The sequence below is a fragment of the Nostoc sp. ChiVER01 genome (assembly GCF_034531155.1).
Taxonomy (GTDB): domain Bacteria; phylum Cyanobacteriota; class Cyanobacteriia; order Cyanobacteriales; family Nostocaceae; genus Nostoc.
This window is the reverse complement of sequence record NZ_JAVRBS010000006.1, coordinates 53,262-68,014: the sequence shown is the minus strand read 5'-3', so window position 1 is coordinate 68,014 and position 14,753 is coordinate 53,262. Positions and strand designations below refer to the sequence as shown.

Genomic DNA, 14,753 nt, shown 5'->3' with positions numbered 1-14,753 from the left:
TCTACAAGTGTATATTGCAACAACTTGTTTTGTACCTTCCCGAAATTTTGAGTCACATTTTAGTACTAATTTTTTGCTTTCGCCTAGAAAGCCTCAGTTGTTTGTTTTAATTCTTAGTATTTTTATTTAACACAACTATTATCAGCCTTCGATAGCACAAACCACAACTACCGCTTTTAATCACGGCATAATTGTTGTGGTTGCAAGAATCTATTGATGATTGATTTTTTCGGGACTTTCCAACTAGAAGGTCAATAAAACACCACTATTGGAAATTTGTTACCCTGATAACTAGAGAAAAAAATCATATCATAATTTACCTTTAATTACAATTACCTATTTGGATATATAGATTTTGCCTCCTTTTTTTAAATTGTTAATGGATATGCAGAAAGCAGTCTATCTTGATTGCTAGTCTATGAAGGGGAATATTTAGGAGTGCTGTTAGCGGATAGCTATGGTTTAGCCCGTCTGAGTAAGAAGTAATGAGTCAGAGGTAGTACTTATAATTTTTTTCACTCAGTACTTACTACTCGTAACTGATTTGGAGTCAAATCCTCACGGGACATGGGCTGAAAACTTAAAAATCAAAAAATTAAAAATTCAGCTATTCCCTAAGATCCTTTTTTGGTGCATAAATAAAGTTTGATTGTTGAGTCTTGCAAACGCTAGCCTGTTAAAAGCCGAGGTGTTATCAGACCAACTTATTTAAGACCGTAAGTTTAAGTTGTACAACAGGGATACTCAAAAATAATGGTTCAAGAGCGTACTTTACCCACTTTTAATCCTGCTACTACGCACATTACTAAAGAAGAAGGGTTACGGTTGTATGAGGATATGGTACTAGGGCGCTTGTTTGAAGACAAGTGCGCTGAAATGTACTATAGGGGCAAAATGTTTGGTTTTGTCCATTTGTACAACGGTCAAGAAGCAGTTTGCAGTGGTGTTGTGCAATCAATGCGACCGGGTGAAGATTACGTTTGTAGTACTTACCGCGACCACGTTCATGCTCTCAGTGCGGGTGTACCAGCAAAAGAGGTAATGGCAGAATTATTTGGCAAAGCCACAGGTTGCAGCAAAGGGCGCGGTGGTTCCATGCACATGTTTTCTGCCGAACATCGTTTGCTCGGTGGCTACGCTTTTGTGGCTGAGGGAATTCCTGTAGCAGCTGGAGCGGCTTTTCAAAGTAAATATCGCCGCGAAGTATTAGGAGATAAGAATGCTGACCAAGTGACAGCTTGCTTTTTTGGCGACGGTGCAGCTAACAACGGTCAGTTTTTCGAGACGCTAAATATGGCAGCCTTATGGAAACTGCCAATTCTTTTTGTAGTCGAAAATAATAAGTGGGCCATTGGAATGTCTCACGAACGAGCCACTTCCCAGCCAGAGATTTATAAAAAAGCCAGTGCATTTAACATGGTGGGCGTGGAAGTAGATGGCATGGATGTGCTAGCAGTTAGAGCCGTGGCTCAAGAAGCTGTAGCCCGTGCCCGCGCAGGTGAAGGCCCAACATTAATAGAAGCGCTTACCTACCGCTTCCGGGGTCACTCCTTGGCTGACCCAGATGAAATGCGAAGCAAGGCGGAGAAAGAATTTTGGTTCGCCCGTGACCCAATTAAGAAGTTGGCAGCTTATTTGCTGGAGCAAAACCTGGCGGATGAGGGAGAAATCAAAGCAATTGATCGTAAAATTCAGGATGTAATCGACGAAGCGGTTAAATTTGCCGAAAGCAGCCCAGAACCAGACCCCAGCGAGTTATATCGTTTCGTGTTTGCAGAAGACGAGTAAATTCTAGGGAATGGGGATTGTGTACTAGGTACTGGGAACTACGGGCTGGGGACTAGGGACTGGGAAAAAGTTATTCTAATCCCCAATCTCTAATCCCTAATCCCCGATACCCAATACCCAATCTTTAATCCCTAATCCCCAATACCCAATACCCCAGGACTAAAATTTGTGTTTAGTATTGCAGTTCAACAGCAACAGTACAAGACCTACATTCTTTCTGATGAAGCCGCAGGTTCTCAATTAGAAGTCGTACCAGAACGCGGTGGTATCATCACTCGTTGGCGCATTCAAGGGCAAGAGATTTTTTACCTGGACACTGAACGTTTTACTCATCCTGAGTTGACTGTCAGAGGTGGGAATCCAATTTTGTTTCCTATTTGTGGCAATTTACCAGATAATACTTACACTCACAACGGGCAACAATATACTCTCAAACAACACGGTTTTGCCCGTGAATTGCCCTGGAAAGTAACAGAACAAGAAACTGGAGATAAAGCTAGTCTCACTGTTGTTCTTGATAGCAATGAACAAACTAAGGCAGTTTATCCTTTTGATTTTCAGCTGGTTTTCACCTACGAACTTCAAGGTAACACCTTAGAAGTCCGCCAGCAGTATAAAAACTTGTCATCCACACCAATGCCTTTTTCGGCTGGTTTCCATCCCTACTTTCTCTGTGGTGATAAAACTCAGTTAGAGCTTGAAATTCCCTCTAAGCAGTATCAAAACAATCTAACTAAGGAAATTCATTCTTTTGACGGCAATTTTGACTTTAGCCGTGATGAAATTGATTTTGCCTTTGGACAGTTAACGAGTCAATCGGCGACTGCCATAGATGGCAGCCGGAAGTTAAAACTCACTTTGGATTATGATAATTTCTCTACCTACCTGGTATTTTGGACAGTCAAAGGCAAAGAGTTCTACTGTCTAGAACCGTGGAGTGCCACCCGTAACTCTCTCAATACTGGTGATAACCTGACTGTGTTAGCACCAGGAGCTAGCCATACAGCATCTATAAGGTTGACTGCTAATTTTTTCTAAACCTCTTTACAAATCTACAGATATCTGTGCTATGATGGCAAAGTTGCGAAATGCAGCGAAAGGGTCGCTAACTCAACGGTAGAGTACTCGGCTTTTAACCGATTAGTTCCGGGTTCGAATCCCGGGCGACCCATAAAATTAACACAATATTACTTGGATTAAAAGAAGGCGATCGCAGCATTCAAGAAATTTCTGCAATTCGGTATGATAGGCGTAGACTAATCCCAAACACCATTGTCATGGTAAAAGCACTTCCACAGCATTGGACAATTCCCCTTCTAGAAAATGGCGACAAACTCAGCCTTTATGAATTTGAGCGTCGCTACAACGCCATGCCTAACTTGAAAAAAGCCGAATTGATTGAGGGAATTGTCTACATGCCTGCTGCTTTGCGTTTTAGAAGTCACGGCCAACCGCACGGTTGGATTGTTGGTTGGTTATTTACTTACGAAGCGGCTACACCTGGTGTAGCGTCAGCAGTAGAACCCACTGTGCGCTTAGACTTAGATAACGAACCTCAACCAGATGCTGTACTTCTAATCAACCCAGAAGCGGGAGGTCAAGCAAGGCTGAGTGAAGATGATTATATTGAAGGCGCACCAGAGTTAATTGTCGAAATTGCTGCTAGTAGTGTCGCCATCGACCTCCATGCAAAAAAACAAGCCTATCGCCGCAATGGAGTCAAAGAATATATCGTTTGGCAAGTACTCGATCAGAAATTGACCTGGTTCTATTTGGAACAGGGCGAGTATGTAGAGTTGGCTACTGATAGTAACGGTATTCTACGAAGTCAAATTTTTCCAGGGTTGTGGTTAGGGGTTACAGAGTTATTAGCGGGGAATATGCAGTCCGTGTTGACTGTTTTACAAACAGGCTTGCAATCTCCTGAACACGCAGCATTTGTCCAGAGACTAGAGCCTTTTGCCTGATGCGATCGCTTGTAGATTTGCCAAAATAGTTTAGGAGTGCGATGCTTTAAGATAACCATTTGGGATACTGGGCTACCAGAGCTACTAGCTGTAGGGTAACTAAATCTACAGCAATACAGAGTAACTATGGTTCATAGTACAAGAGTATAGAACACAGTTATAGTAACGATGGCATAAACTTTTTCAACATAGACACACGACACTAGTTATAATTTCCTATAAGTTGAAAAAACTCTTAAGATTTAGCGTAATAATTACGCTTCTCTCAGACCGACTAGCTGACAACCACATTAGGAGGACTATCTATGGCGCTTGTACCACTGCGGCTGCTGTTGGATCACGCAGCTGAAAACGGTTACGGCATCCCAGCTTTCAACGTTAACAATTTGGAGCAGATTCAGGCAATCCTGAAAGCTGCTGTCGAGACAGATAGCCCCGTAATTTTACAAGCTTCACGCGGCGCTCGTAATTATGCAGGAGAAAACTTTCTACGCCACCTGATTTTGGCAGCCGTAGAAACCTATCCTCACATTCCCATTGTCATGCACCAAGATCATGGTAATGCGCCTGCTACCTGCTACTCAGCAATTAAGAACAACTTCACCAGCGTGATGATGGATGGTTCTTTAGAAGCTGATGCGAAAACCCCCGCCAGCTTCGAGTACAACGTTAATGTTACCCGCGAAGTTGTAAATGTAGCTCATGCTTTGGGTGTCAGCGTTGAAGGTGAACTCGGTTGTTTGGGTTCTCTAGAAACTGGTGCTGGTGAAGCTGAAGATGGTCACGGCTTTGAAGGTACACTCGACCACTCACAACTGCTAACTGACCCCGATGAAGCTGTTGACTTCGTAGAAGCAACCCAAGTAGATGCTTTGGCAGTTGCCATTGGCACAAGCCACGGTGCTTACAAGTTTACCCGTAAGCCGACTGGGGAAATTTTGGCAATCAGCCGCATTGAAGAAATTCACCGCCGTCTGCCTAACACCCACTTGGTAATGCACGGTTCTTCTTCTGTACCTGAAGATTTGCTTGCACTGATTAACCAGTATGGTGGTGCAATTCCTGAAACCTACGGTGTACCTGTAGAAGAAATCCAAAAAGGGATCAAGAGCGGTGTACGTAAAGTAAACATTGATACTGATAACCGTTTGGCTATTACTGCTGCTGTACGTGAAGCTTTGGCTAAAAAACCAGAGGAGTTTGACCCCCGTCACTTCCTCAAGCCTTCTATTACATACATGCAGAAGGTTTGTGCTGAACGCTATCAGCAATTTGGTACTGCTGGCAACGCAAGCAAGATTAAACAAATTTCTTTGGAAGATTTTGCTGCTAAGTATGCTAAGGGTGAACTCAACGTTGTTACCAAGTCAGCTGCTAAAGTTTAATTTTGACAACAAATAAATAGGAGCATAGTCCTGCTATGCTCCTAAAAAACTGATAACTTTAATGTTGTCAGAAACCGGGTATTTACCCGGTTTTTTGTTTTATTTATAAAGGCTGGAATGGGCATTGGGCATTGAGAAGAGTCAGAGGGGGAAAACTTTAATTGCTCCCTGCCCCCTGCTCCCTGCTCCTCTGCCTCTACTCCCTAGAACACCCGGTGTTGTAAAGATGGCATTTGACGGCGCACTTGTTCGAGCCTAGTAGGCTTGATTTCTGCGATCGCAATTCCCGGTTTTTCTCCGGCATCGGCTAAAATTACGCCCCAAGGGTCGATAATAACGGCGTGGCCGTGGGTTAGACGGCGGGCGTAGTTATTGCCTGTTTGGGCAGGAGCAATGACGTAGGCGGTATTTTCGATGGCTCTGGCTTGTAGTAATACTTGCCAGTGGTCTTTGCCTGTAAAAGCAGTAAAGGCGGCGGGAATAAAGATAACATCGGCTCCCTTGTCTGCCAGATGACGGTACAGTTCCGGGAAGCGGACATCATAACAAATGGAAAGCCCTAAATTACCAAGCTTTTCTGAAAAATGGACAGGTGGTAATTGCGTACCAGCCACAACCGTGCTGGATTCCCGATAGGTGTTGCCGTCGGGGACATCAACATCAAATAGGTGTACTTTGCAGTAGCGGGCAAGTTCTTGACCGTTTGGGTCGATAAGTAGAGTGGTGTTATAAACTTTGCCTGTATTGTCTACCGGAACTGGAAAGCTGCCGCCCAAGATCGTAATTTGAAAGCGTTGAGCCATTTTTTTGAGAAACTTTTCACTTTCAAGAGCGATCGCATCACCTTGCGCGAGTTTGTCTTTTTCTTCTCCCATATAGGAAAAGTTTTCTGGCAAACCTACCAATTCAGCACCTTGACGCACGGCAAGCTCTATTAATTCTTCTGCCTGTGCCAAATTTTTTTGTAGATCAGGCACACTGGTCAATTGAATAGCGGCGGCTAAATAAGACTTCATAGATTCAACAACGAACAGTTGATTTATGGAAAAGTGATTATCAAAATATATCGTTACTTCAACATCTGTGGAACTTAATTAGAAATGCTTCAGCCAAGATTTTCTTTACCAGACTTGTTTTATGCTGATCTTAATCTTCCTCTGGGTTATAGCAAACGAAGCAAGATAAAGATTAGGTTGTGATTAAACCTTGATAAAAACTGTCTACTGTGGATATTCCTATTCTCATTCAAACATTTATCGCTGTGTTTGTCTTGGCGGATGCTGTGGGCAATATACCGATTGTTTTAGTTTTGACTAAAGGCATGATGCCAGACCAAAGAAACAAAGTTATAGACAAAGCAATTGTCATTGCGATCATAGTTCTTTTGCTATTTGCCTTTGCAGGGCAAATAATTTTAAATTACTTGGAAATTAGTATCGGTTCTTTGCGAGTAGCAGGAGGATTATTGTTGCTGTTAATTGCTTTACAAATGCTGCGTGGAGAATTAGATCAGCCGATTATTGAAGAGGGACGCGATGTCGCAATTACTCCATTAGCTTTACCACTGTTAGCTGGGCCTGGGACTTTGACAACGGTGATGTTGTTGATGTCGAAATCACAGAGTCCGCATATTGCTGTCGTGGTAGGTATCTTAGGAGCGATGTTTGTCACTTGGTTAATTTTGCGTTTAGCAAACGTGATTGACCAGTGGATTGGTGCAGAAGGTGGAGTGATTGTGACTCAACTTTTAGGTTTTTTGTTGGCGGCGCTAGCGGTTGAAATTGGTAGTACAGGAATTAGGGAGTTATTTTTGAGCTAGAAAACTCCTAAAAATATTCTGAAACTGTATACAAATATAAATAAGTTTGAGAAACGAGAAATTCGCGCCTCTCAAACTTGTTTATAAAAATTAACCTAAACTTAGAACAAGATGGATAACTCAAGAGGAGTTTATTGCCAATTGAGTTTCAAAGATACTTTTCGAGAGTGGAAGCTAATGTAGTCTTAGGCACAGCGCCAACTACCATATCCACTTTCTGTCCATCTTTAAAAATCATTAATGTGGGAATACTGCGGATGCCGTACTGACTAGCAACTTGAGGATTTTCATCCGTGTTGACTTTGACGACTTTGATTTGACCTTTGTACTGTTCGGAGATTTCATCGACAACAGGAGCTACCATACGGCATGGTCCGCACCAGGGTGCCCAAAAGTCAACTAAAACGGGTACATCGCTGTCGAGTACTTCTTGCTTGAAACTAGAATCGGTAACTTGCGCGGCTGTTGACATGCCTAAAACCTTCGTCAATAATATCTGAACTTGGTGAAAATTCTACCATAGCAAAAACCTCAGCTTGGAAGTGCGAGGATGTACATTTGCAAAGAAGCTCTCTTATTTTATTTATAAACATAAGGAACCGCCCGAACAGTAGTCCGGGCGGAGTGTGGTGTGAGGAGTGAACGGAAACATTCGTCTCCGCTATCTCTATTGTAGGCGAGATATAGAATTTTTCCAGCAATTGTTTAGGGGGCTGGAAAAATTTATTGAAGAATTGGGGAGTGGAAAGAGGCAGAGGGGCAGGGGGCAGGGGGACAAGGTGAAAAACAAAACTTGCAATCAGTCTTTCCCTTACCCTTGTCCCCTTGTCTCTTCCCAATGCCCCATGCCCCATGCCCCAATTTTATTTCCCCATACCTAATTGTTGAGCTTTTTGGTAAACTTTCCCCTCGGTTAATAAAGAAGGCGCAATCACAACTTCCACTTGTTGCATTTCTTTAATATTTTTGGCTCCTAAAGTGCCCATACTGGTCTTTAAGGCTCCTAAAAGATTGTGAGTGCCATCATCTAGCCCTGCTGGGCCAACGAGTATTTGCTCTAGGCTACCGGTAGTGGCAACGCGAATGCGGGTACCACGGGGCAAGACTGGGCTGGGAGTGGCCATGCCCCAATGATAACCTCGTCCTGGGGCTTCTGCGGCTCTAGCAAAGGGGGAACCAATCATCACACCATCGGCACCGCAGGCGATACATTTACAAATGTCGCCACCGGTGATTAAACCGCCATCAGCAATAATGGGAATGTAGTTGCCAGTTTCCTTGTAGTAATCATCTCGTGCTGCGGCACAATCTGCGATCGCAGTCGCCTGTGGTACACCCACACCCAACACCCCACGGGACGTACAAGCTGCACCAGGCCCAATTCCTACAAGTACCCCAGCCGCGCCAGCTTTCAACAAATTCAAAGTGACTTCGTAAGTTACACAATTCCCCAACACTACGGGGATGGGCATGGAACGGCAAAATTCTGCTAAATCAAGTGGTACTAAAGACTCTGGTGACAGATGTGCAGTAGAAACTACCGTAGCCTGTACAAAAAATAAATCTGCTCCAGCTTTTGCCACCGCCTCACCGTATTTACTTGCACCGGCTGGAGTCGCACTTACCGCCGCAATGCCACCTTGTTGTTTAATTTCCTGAATCCGTTGTTCAATTAATTCTGGCTTTATTGGTTCGGCATAGAGTTCTTGCATCAGCCCGACAAATTCATCTTTGCCCACAGAGGCAATCCGATCTAATATGGGGTCTGGATCAGCATAGCGAGTGTGAATACCCTCTAAATTCAAAACACCTAATGCTCCTAACTGTGACAAACGTACAGCCATGCGAACATCTACAACACCATCCATCGCACTGGCAATTATCGGGATTTCTCGCTCAATATTGCCAATACGCCACTTAGTATCTGCCAAACTGGGGTCTAGTGTTCTGTTACCAGGGACTAGAGCAATCTCATCTATCCCGTAAGCTCTGCGAGCTGTTTTTCCCCGTCCAAGTTGAATTTCCACGCTTTAATTTTTCTCAAATCTGTTTAAGCTAGGGTATCAAATTGTAAGATATCTTGGGGCGTTTTTTCCCTAAATTACACAGAGAAATTCGAGCCACCCGAGCTGCTGCTCAAAACTTTGATGGACATAAAGTATTTACTAGGCAAACAAATTACCAATTTTTGCTAATTGGTTTTTATATTGTGTTCTTTGAAGATTGGGGTTGCGCTAGTTTTCGGCAATTCTACTTTTATGTGTCTATTATTACTAAGCTAATTTCAATATTATTGGCATTAGTTTTCTGAATTTGCCTGTATTGACTTAAGATCAAGATCGGGCAAATTCTCATAAATTATACAAAATTGGAATACTTTGTATCGTTTGAAATCGATAAACCTTCTGAATCGAAAGATTTTCAATTCTAAAATCCACAATTGGTTTGATTTACCGTTTATTTTTAACTACATTCACACCAGTGTAACCAGTTGCTAGCCAAAGTATCGCTCTAGCTCCATCACGAACAGATTTTTCGATAGATTCAGGGGGTTTTTCAGAAGGAACGGGCACTGGTTTTAAATAAATACCTCGACTACCCAAAATAATTTCGCCGATGACACAAGCCCGACGCATGTGGAAATCTGAAGTAATTAAATAAACGCTCTTGATGCCGCGAGATTGCAAATCATCTACCAACGTAGTAAAATTAGTAACAGTATCTACGGCTTCATAGTCCAAGTGTAAACGTTTGGGATCAACACCAGCTTTGGTAAACACATGTTGGGTGAATCTAGCTGGACTACCCCCAGTAATCCAAATTGGTATATTTGGATGCTGGCGAACGAATTCGGCCGTAAACTTTTCTCGCTCTAAACGTCTCGTTGAACCACCCAACACTACAACTGCTTGCGGCTGTACAATTTGGTTTTGTACTTCTTTGTATCCCCACCAGATGATTAGCGGTAGGACAAAAGCCATAAAACGAAAAGATTTACCTGTAAAAAATAGCTTATTCAAGGCTCGATAACTTTATGTACTGAGTCTAAAATTTCCTCTAGCTAGAAGAAAAACAACAATTGATATGTAGAGTAGCAAACTCCTATAAAGTCTGTCCAAATTTATATTTGGGTGATTTTCAGGTTGCAGCGCGATTAAGCGTGCTTGAAGTTTTTCCTCTAATTGATGGATTATCCTAACCGATATCGGACAATTCATCATAGGGTGTTAACCTCTTTTCAAAGAACCCCATCTAGGGTAGCTTAAATGGTAATTACGAGTTACGAATTACTTGAACTTATTCACTAGTTGTTGCTTCCAGCCAAACTTCTACATCATCTGCTAACAACTTCTGTGCTGCGTCCATCATTGAGGTTGCTATATCTTTAAGGTCTTCACGATTGTTCAAGTAAGTTTTCAAGGCTTCCATTGGGTCGATGCTGCTACTTGCAGTCAATTCAGGAATGCGGGGTCTGGCTAATTGACTTACTAATTCTGCTTGAATGGTGTATGTATGAGCGGGACTTAAAGCAGTATGTAGAGAAGAACTGTCAATTAAATCCATCTGCTCGGAGCGGAGTTTGTAAATTAGCCGCACTACAGCATCTTGAATATCATACTTAGCGATCGCTTTCATTAACACCCCTTGCGGATCATCTGCTTTCGAGACATCCACTTCAATGGTGCGGAAAGTCCGAACTGTTAAGGGACAAAATTCCCATTCAACCTTCCCCCGCTCCAGCTCTATCATCACATAGCCTTTGTCTTCTTTTTCTTCACTAAAATCTACCCTCTCAATGCTTCCTGGATAAATCACTGGCGGGTTGTTGGATTTATTCAGATTTTGGTGGCGGTGGACGTGTCCCAAGGCTACATAATCAAAACAAGGTCGCGTCAGTAAAGATAAGGGCAGAGTAAAGCCTTTACCTACTGCCAAAAAGCGTTCTGCACCCAAAGCAGCATTGTCAGACATCAAGTGAGCCAAAAGGATAGTTGGCACATTGGGGTCAAGACGGCGAATTTCCCCTTCTAGAACAACTCGCAGGCGTTCTGTTAATAGTTGGTTGACTTCCGCCAAAGATGAACCTTCAGTCTCTTGGCGAGTCATCAGAGTTGAACGGGTAAGCCAAGGAAGCGTGATTACTTGCACTTTGCCATTACGGGTTTCGATGCAGTGAGTAGTTACTGTGTCACCGACAACAAATCCTGGCACTCCCAAAGTGCGGTAAATATTTAAACTCGCGCCTCCCTGTCCTTGAGAGTGTTGGTCGTGATTGCCTACCAACAGCACTGTTGGAATATTGGCATCCATGAGACGGCGAAATTGGCTGGCAAACGCTTGTTGTACATAAGGCGGTGGTGTAGCATCTGGGAAAGCATCGCCACCAAATATCACCATATCAACAGCATCTGTCAGCGCCCGGTCAATACATATAGACAAGGTATTGACAAAATCCTCCAATCGTGTATTTAATCCCGTTTCTGGATTAATTCGTCCGTGAGAGAAGCCGCTTCCCATGTGGATATCGGAAAGATGGAGGATTTTAATCATATTTATCCTTAGTCATTAGTCATTTGTCTAAATATTAATGACTAATGACCAATACATAACAACTAAATATGAATTCCGCATTCTGTTTTATCACTTCCCCGCCAACGTCCGGCGCGTTCGTCTTCGCCTTCGCCTACTTTAGTGGTGATGGGTTCATCGCCGATGCTGGGATAACCTTTGTCGTGAAGGGGGTTGTAAATGACTCCATGTTCAGCCACGTAAACCCAACTATCTTTGCGTGTCCAAGTAGCGATAGGATTTACTTTCAGCCGACCTTTACCGTCAAATTCAAATATAGGCATATTCGCACGGGTTACTGCTTGGTCACGGCGGCGACCGGTAATCCAAGCGACGCTGTTGAGTTCGTCTAGACCCCGTAATAGTGGTTCAATTTTTGTAATGTGGTGGAATTGGGCAATATCCTTGTCCCAAAGTTTGTCACCGTACTTCGCTTCAAAGGCTTCGCGGGTGTCTACGTCTGGAGTTTTGAAAGTTTGCAAATCCAGGTTGTAAATTTGTTTGGCTTTGGCTACTAATTCTAGGCTTTCAGGGAAGTGGTGCAAAGTGTCGAGAAATATCACAGGAACTGGATGCTTCAGTTCAGTGTAAAGAATATGGGTGATTATCATATCATCCACGTTAAAGGCACTTGTTTGCACCAGTCCCGTTGGGATATTTTCTATAGACCATGCCAGTATTTCTTTGGGAGTGGCAGTTTCAAATTGCTGATTTAATGTATCTAAGTCAAAAGCGATCGCTTGGTTTCTAGATGCCGTGGATACTGTCATGATAATCTTCTGTTCAAATATTTTTACCTTGACTAAGATTTATTTTACTCCACAAAGGCCCATATTCCGCTCGGAGATAAGGTAATTATTCTGTTCGGAAATTACTACATTATCAATATGGGGTATGGGGAATTGGGCGTTGTCCTATTTTTAGGATTCAGTCAAAAGGAATACATAAGTAAAAATATTTAAGTATAAATTAAGTAATTACTAAGAAACTTTACGGTAATTTAAGTTTTACAATGCTTTTATAGATATTTATACTGATTTTGATATGGTTAAGGAACAATTAATAAAAAGGATTTTACTTAAATGAACACTTCAAAATCCCCCAATCGCTTAGGTGAATCTATAATCATGGGTGCTTTAATGATGTTGACTAGCGCTGGCATAATTACAATAATGAACTTTTTCTAAGATAAAGATTTCTAATTTTAATAATAAAACTTCATATAGCCCTGCTCAAAACTGAGTAGGGCTTTTGATTTTAATACAAATGAGTCCCTGTATATTAACTTTTTTCTATGACTTCTCAGTAGAAAATAATTGGGAAGCCGTGTTTTTACGTAGTTTTGCAATCAAAGAATTTAAAATTGGGATGCGATCGCTATTTATCCCTAGTGGTCTGTCCCATTAATTTTGATGGGACAGACCACTAGTGACCAATTGGCGCTTTCGCTCCTGCACCGCCTTTGCCCAGGAACAATAACAGAGGTAATGAGCAAAGGAACCCTACGCCTACGACTCGAAAACAATCTGCGTAAGATAAGACAGCTGATTGAATATCTACTGTTTGACTTAATAAAGCTAGTGCCTGTTGTTGCGCTGTTGCCGCATCCATGCCTTGGCTTTGGAGTGCCCCATTGAGTAAATCTAGACGCTGATTGGTTTCTGGGTCATAAGGGCTAAGTTTAGTTAACAAGATGGCTCGATGAAAAGTCTGTCTTTGGTCAAGCAGAGTAGTAAGTAGGGCAATGCCGATACTGCCACCTAATTGTCGAGTCAGGTTGTAGAAACCAGAACCGGCTGAAACATCTTGTTTGGGTAGCGGCCCTAAAACTGCCAAACTCAAAGGCAGAAACATCAACACGGTAAAAGCCCCACGCCATACCAATGGCCAGAATAAATCATCTGTACCTGTTTGTGGGGTAATTGTCGCCAATTGAAACATGACTCCAGATGATCCGACAGCGCCCAGTGCAATTAAAAATCGGGCATCAACTATACTAGACAGTTTGCCTAATAAAACCATAACGATCGCAGACGCTAAAGCCCCAGGTGCTAATAATAATCCTGTTTGTGTTGCCGTAAATTGCAGCACACTCTGAGCAAATATTGGCACAGCAAAAAGTGCGCCATAAAGTCCCATACCCACTACTGCTGAGAGAACGCTTCCCGCAGCTAAAGAACGGTGACGCAAAACTCTCAAATCCACAGCCGGGTGATCTGTTTTTAGTTCTCGCCAAATAAACAACCCCAAGCCGATAATACCGACAATCGTCAGAGTGACAATAAAACTAGAAGAAAACCAGTCATCTTGCTCCCCTTCTTCTAATACAGTTTGTAAGCTACCCACAGCCACGATTAAAAATCCAATCCCCCACCAATCAACAGCTTGATTTTGGGTATCCTTCCTGGCTTTATTCTTTGGCAAAAACGCCAAAGACATCGCTACTGCGATGATCCCAAAGGGAATGTTAACAAAGAAAATCCAGCGCCAGCCTAAACCATCTACTAAGAATCCTCCCAATGTTGGGCCAATTGCCGGGCCAGCAATTACACCTACACCAAAAACTGCTTGGGCTAAACCTTGTTCAGCCGGGGGAAAAGTCTCGAACAAAATCGCCTGGGCTTTCGCTAGCAAACCGCCACCGCATAAACCTTGGAGAATTCGAGCAACGATCAACATCGGTAGATTGAAGGACAGCCCACATAAAACGGAGGAAATGGTAAAACCAATCAGCGAGAAGATAAAGTAGGTTTTACGTCCAAAGTAATCTCCCAACCATGCAGATAAGGGAATTAAGACCACGTTAGCGATCGCATATCCGCTAACTACCCAACCCACTTCACTGACAGTTGCACCCAAAGTCGCTTGGATATCAGTGAGAGCTACGTTAACAATACTGGTATCAATTACTTCTAAAATAGCACCAAGGGAAGCCGTGAAAGCGATCGCCCACTTCAATGGCCCGTGGACATAACCAAATTCGTCAAAACTAGAACTTTTAATATTGGTAGCCATTATTACATAAATAATATTTGGGAAATGTCAAGCAATGCTTTAGTTAGGACACTGATGCTAAAGCTAAAATTAAATTTTGTATATATACGCTACCGTAGCGTATCATATTGAAATGGTCAAGAGAAAATTCAATGAAAAGTAGCAGAAATACCTATGCTAAGGATGGATGGTCACTACTGCTGTTTTCATGCATGAGAATTGGGTTATAGG

Annotated in this window: 13 protein-coding genes and 1 tRNA gene; 7 read left to right on the top strand and 7 right to left on the bottom strand. The window is 42.7% G+C overall.

The window, feature by feature from the left end:
* Nucleotides 1-753 precede the first annotated feature (753 nt).
* From pdhA to fba, 5 genes are all read left to right on the top strand, one after another.
* Entirely contained in the window at nt 754-1,788 is a 1,035-nt protein-coding gene (gene pdhA / locus RMY00_RS10310; protein ID WP_322647447.1) for a pyruvate dehydrogenase (acetyl-transferring) E1 component subunit alpha, read from the top strand.
* A 168-nt stretch (nt 1,789-1,956) separates the two neighbouring features.
* The gene (locus tag RMY00_RS10305; protein ID WP_322647446.1) at nt 1,957-2,826 is read left to right on the top strand and encodes an aldose epimerase; all 870 of its coding nucleotides are present in this window, start codon (nt 1,957-1,959) and stop codon (nt 2,824-2,826) included.
* Nucleotides 2,827-2,887: 61 nt separating this feature from the next.
* Nucleotides 2,888-2,959 (top strand) — tRNA-Lys (locus tag RMY00_RS10300).
* A gap of 106 nt (nt 2,960-3,065) precedes the next feature.
* Nucleotides 3,066-3,755, top strand: coding sequence for a Uma2 family endonuclease (locus RMY00_RS10295; protein WP_322647445.1), 690 nt, complete (start codon nt 3,066-3,068; stop codon nt 3,753-3,755).
* A gap of 305 nt (nt 3,756-4,060) precedes the next feature.
* On the top strand, nt 4,061-5,140 hold the full coding sequence (gene fba, locus RMY00_RS10290; protein ID WP_012411833.1) for a class II fructose-bisphosphate aldolase: 1,080 nt from the start codon (nt 4,061-4,063) through the stop codon (nt 5,138-5,140).
* 203 nt (nt 5,141-5,343) lie between these two features.
* Here the strand turns inward: fba and RMY00_RS10285 are convergent, their stop codons facing one another.
* Nucleotides 5,344-6,156 (bottom strand): carbon-nitrogen hydrolase family protein, encoded by an 813-nt coding sequence (locus RMY00_RS10285; protein ID WP_322647444.1) that lies wholly within the window; start codon nt 6,154-6,156, stop codon nt 5,344-5,346.
* Between the two features lie 209 nt (nt 6,157-6,365).
* Here RMY00_RS10285 and RMY00_RS10280 point away from each other — a divergent pair, with 209 nt between their 5' ends.
* Complete coding sequence (locus RMY00_RS10280; protein ID WP_322647443.1) at nt 6,366-6,959, top strand: MarC family protein; 594 nt, start codon at nt 6,366-6,368, stop codon at nt 6,957-6,959.
* 148 nt (nt 6,960-7,107) lie between these two features.
* On the opposite strand, the gene trxA is transcribed toward RMY00_RS10280, so the two are convergent.
* From trxA to cysH, 5 genes are all read right to left on the bottom strand, one after another.
* On the bottom strand, nt 7,108-7,431 hold the full coding sequence (gene trxA, locus RMY00_RS10275; RefSeq protein WP_196522884.1) for a thioredoxin: 324 nt from the start codon (nt 7,429-7,431) through the stop codon (nt 7,108-7,110).
* 391 nt (nt 7,432-7,822) lie between these two features.
* A complete protein-coding gene (locus RMY00_RS10270) occupies nt 7,823-8,986 on the bottom strand; it encodes a GuaB3 family IMP dehydrogenase-related protein (RefSeq protein WP_322647442.1) in 1,164 nt (387 codons plus the stop codon).
* A gap of 423 nt (nt 8,987-9,409) precedes the next feature.
* Nucleotides 9,410-9,940: a YdcF family protein gene (locus RMY00_RS10265; RefSeq protein WP_322647623.1), complete on the bottom strand. Its 531-nt coding sequence runs from the start codon at nt 9,938-9,940 to the stop codon at nt 9,410-9,412.
* 316 nt (nt 9,941-10,256) lie between these two features.
* Entirely contained in the window at nt 10,257-11,510 is a 1,254-nt protein-coding gene (locus RMY00_RS10260; RefSeq protein WP_322647441.1) for an exonuclease SbcCD subunit D, read from the bottom strand.
* A gap of 62 nt (nt 11,511-11,572) precedes the next feature.
* The gene (gene cysH / locus RMY00_RS10255) at nt 11,573-12,298 is read right to left on the bottom strand and encodes a phosphoadenosine phosphosulfate reductase (RefSeq protein ID WP_322647440.1); all 726 of its coding nucleotides are present in this window, start codon (nt 12,296-12,298) and stop codon (nt 11,573-11,575) included.
* A gap of 496 nt (nt 12,299-12,794) precedes the next feature.
* On the opposite strand from cysH, the gene RMY00_RS10250 reads away from it, so the two are divergent.
* Complete coding sequence (locus RMY00_RS10250; RefSeq protein WP_322647439.1) at nt 12,795-12,935, top strand: hypothetical protein; 141 nt, start codon at nt 12,795-12,797, stop codon at nt 12,933-12,935.
* Between the two features lie 18 nt (nt 12,936-12,953).
* On the opposite strand, the gene RMY00_RS10245 is transcribed toward RMY00_RS10250, so the two are convergent.
* Nucleotides 12,954-14,543, bottom strand: a complete 1,590-nt coding sequence (locus RMY00_RS10245) for a DHA2 family efflux MFS transporter permease subunit (protein ID WP_322647438.1) — start codon at nt 14,541-14,543, stop codon at nt 12,954-12,956.
* Nucleotides 14,544-14,753 lie beyond the last annotated feature (210 nt).

Bases quoted from the DNA above. Each gene is read 5' to 3' on its own strand.
- RMY00_RS10250 (WP_322647439.1), top strand. From the start codon at position 12,795: ATGAGTCCCTGTATATTAACTTTTTTCTATGACTTCTCAGTAGAAAAT.
- RMY00_RS10285 (WP_322647444.1), bottom strand. From the start codon at position 6,156: ATGAAGTCTTATTTAGCCGCCGCTATTCAATTGACCAGTGTGCCTGAT.
- fba (WP_012411833.1), top strand. From the start codon at position 4,061: ATGGCGCTTGTACCACTGCGGCTGCTGTTGGATCACGCAGCTGAAAAC.
- cysH (WP_322647440.1), bottom strand. From the start codon at position 12,298: ATGACAGTATCCACGGCATCTAGAAACCAAGCGATCGCTTTTGACTTA.
- RMY00_RS10260 (WP_322647441.1), bottom strand. From the start codon at position 11,510: ATGATTAAAATCCTCCATCTTTCCGATATCCACATGGGAAGCGGCTTC.
- RMY00_RS10245 (WP_322647438.1), bottom strand. From the start codon at position 14,543: ATGGCTACCAATATTAAAAGTTCTAGTTTTGACGAATTTGGTTATGTC.
- RMY00_RS10295 (WP_322647445.1), top strand. From the start codon at position 3,066: ATGGTAAAAGCACTTCCACAGCATTGGACAATTCCCCTTCTAGAAAAT.
- pdhA (WP_322647447.1), top strand. From the start codon at position 754: ATGGTTCAAGAGCGTACTTTACCCACTTTTAATCCTGCTACTACGCAC.
- RMY00_RS10265 (WP_322647623.1), bottom strand. From the start codon at position 9,940: ATGGCTTTTGTCCTACCGCTAATCATCTGGTGGGGATACAAAGAAGTA.
- trxA (WP_196522884.1), bottom strand. From the start codon at position 7,431: ATGTCAACAGCCGCGCAAGTTACCGATTCTAGTTTCAAGCAAGAAGTA.